Below are 2,043 nucleotides of genomic sequence, written 5' to 3'. Positions count from 1 at the left end.
GTTACCAACATTCCTACACCGGTGAATTAGGGTTCTTTTTTCGTTTATAATTTTTGTTTACATGTTTGTTGTATTGTTAATGTACTTCATGTGGTGTTTTTAAATCCAAACTCCAATGCATTCTTAAGTGGTTGTATAAAAGCACAGCTTGTTGGGTTATTTTTTGAGCAATAGCAATTGATTTTATGGTTTTTTTAAGACCAAATTCGTACTTCAAAAACCGTTAATACGTTCAGCAATAGCATTTTCATAGAGACTGTAAACTCAACTCTGTCTGAATGAAAAAAAAGTATTAATTTTATTCAAACAGAAAATATGAACACAGAAGAACAACAATCCTTTGAGAAAAAGGCCTTAGATCAGTTATTATCAGGAAAGAGTTTATTTGGTAAAGATGGCGCTTTTGCGCCTATGCTCAAAGGATTTATAGAAAAGGCATTAGAAGCAGAAATGTCATCACATTTATCAGAAAGCTCAGATAAAAACAAACGAAACGGCAAAGGTAAAAAGACTTTAAAGACCAATATTGGCGAGGTAGAAATTAGCACTCCAACTGACAGAAACAGTAGTTTTGAGCCAAGTATTGTTAAAAAACGCCAGACGATTTTAGCTGATAATCTATCAGAAAAAATTATAGGTTTGTACGGCTTAGGGATGAGCCTTCGAGACATCAGTTCTCATATTTCAGAAATGTATGATATGCAAATTTCACATACGGTTTTATCAGAAATTACAGACCGAATTATACCAGATATTAAGGCATGGCAAAACAGACCTTTAGAAGCCCTTTATTGTATTGTTTGGTTGGATGCGATGCATTATAAAGTACGAATAAACGGTAAAATAGAACACCGAGCATTGTACAATATTTTAGGGGTAAATAAAGAAGGTAAGAAAGAAATTTTAGGGATGTATGTTTCCCAAAGTGAAGGTGCTAATTTTTGGTTACAAGTTCTTACAGATTTAAACAACAGAGGTTTACAAGACATTTTAATAGCTTGCACGGATAATTTAAAAGGATTTAGTGAAGCTATTCTAAGTATCTTTCCAAAAACACAAATACAGAAATGTATTGTACACCAGATTCGCAACTCCTTAAAATACGTAGCCTCTAAAGACCAAAAGGAATTTATCAAAGATTTAAAATTGGTGTATAAGGCTACAAATAAATCTGTAGCAGAAGATGAACTGCTAAAACTCTCAGAAAAATGGGGAGCTAAATATCCAGTAGTTATAGAGAGTTGGGAGCGTAATTGGGAAGAATTATCTGCCTATTTTGAGTATACAGAACCTATTAGAAGAATTATTTATACCACAAATGCTGTGGAAGGATTTCATCGTCAAGTACGAAAAGTTACCAAAACAAAAGGCGCTTTTACTAACGATATGGCACTTTTAAAGCTTGTTTACCTAGCCACAAAAAACATTGAAAAGAAATGGACAACCCCGCTTCAAAATTGGAGTTTGACTATTCAACAATTATATATTAAATTTGGAGATAGAATCCAGTTAGATATTAACAGGGAACCAAGCAACGCGTGACGCTGCCGCTGGGGCTCATTTTAAAAACAATTCGATTTTTTTAAATCATGATTATGGAAAGAAAAAATCAAATTATTTTTAAAACGGAAAAATCATCAGACAGAGTTTAAATTATACTCCCATTTGAAAATAAAAAGGGTTGAGGATTTTTTCTCAACCTTTTTTGGTGTTGTAATCAATTATTGATTAGGCTTAATATAGTTTAGCTAACTAGATTTAGTTTTCTCTTTAGATACTGAGATATTATGAGATTTCAGTAAAACTAAATTTTGCACTTTACCATGTAAAAAGTAAACTATTTTATTTTTTTGATTCTTAATTACAATTAATTTCTCTAGCTATGCCTTGTAAACAAATTTATTTTAGGTATCACTTTTTTAAACTGTTAATAAGGGTAATCCAATTTTTTTAAAATGTGCTTCAAGACTTTCTACCTTTTCAGTAGCTATACAAAAATAATAATGCTCATATTCATATCTAATTTTTTCAGCACCTATATCT

General features: G+C 31.4%; 2 protein-coding genes. One reads left to right on the top strand and one right to left on the bottom strand.

The features are described 5' to 3' along the window. Positions 1-76: 76 nt before the first annotated feature. A complete protein-coding gene (locus HKP48_RS04020; RefSeq protein WP_296343076.1) occupies positions 77-217 on the bottom strand; it encodes a hypothetical protein in 141 nt (46 codons plus the stop codon). Positions 218-315: 98 nt separating this feature from the next. On the opposite strand from HKP48_RS04020, the gene HKP48_RS04015 reads away from it, so the two are divergent. Then, positions 316-1,542: an IS256 family transposase gene (locus HKP48_RS04015; RefSeq protein WP_296343074.1), complete on the top strand. Its 1,227-nt coding sequence runs from the start codon at positions 316-318 to the stop codon at positions 1,540-1,542. Positions 1,543-2,043 lie beyond the last annotated feature (501 nt).

Source organism: Winogradskyella sp. (assembly GCF_013042245.1).
Classification (GTDB): domain Bacteria; phylum Bacteroidota; class Bacteroidia; order Flavobacteriales; family Flavobacteriaceae; genus Winogradskyella.
The sequence above is the reverse complement of the archived record's forward strand: the minus strand, read 5'-3'. Positions and strand labels throughout refer to the sequence as shown.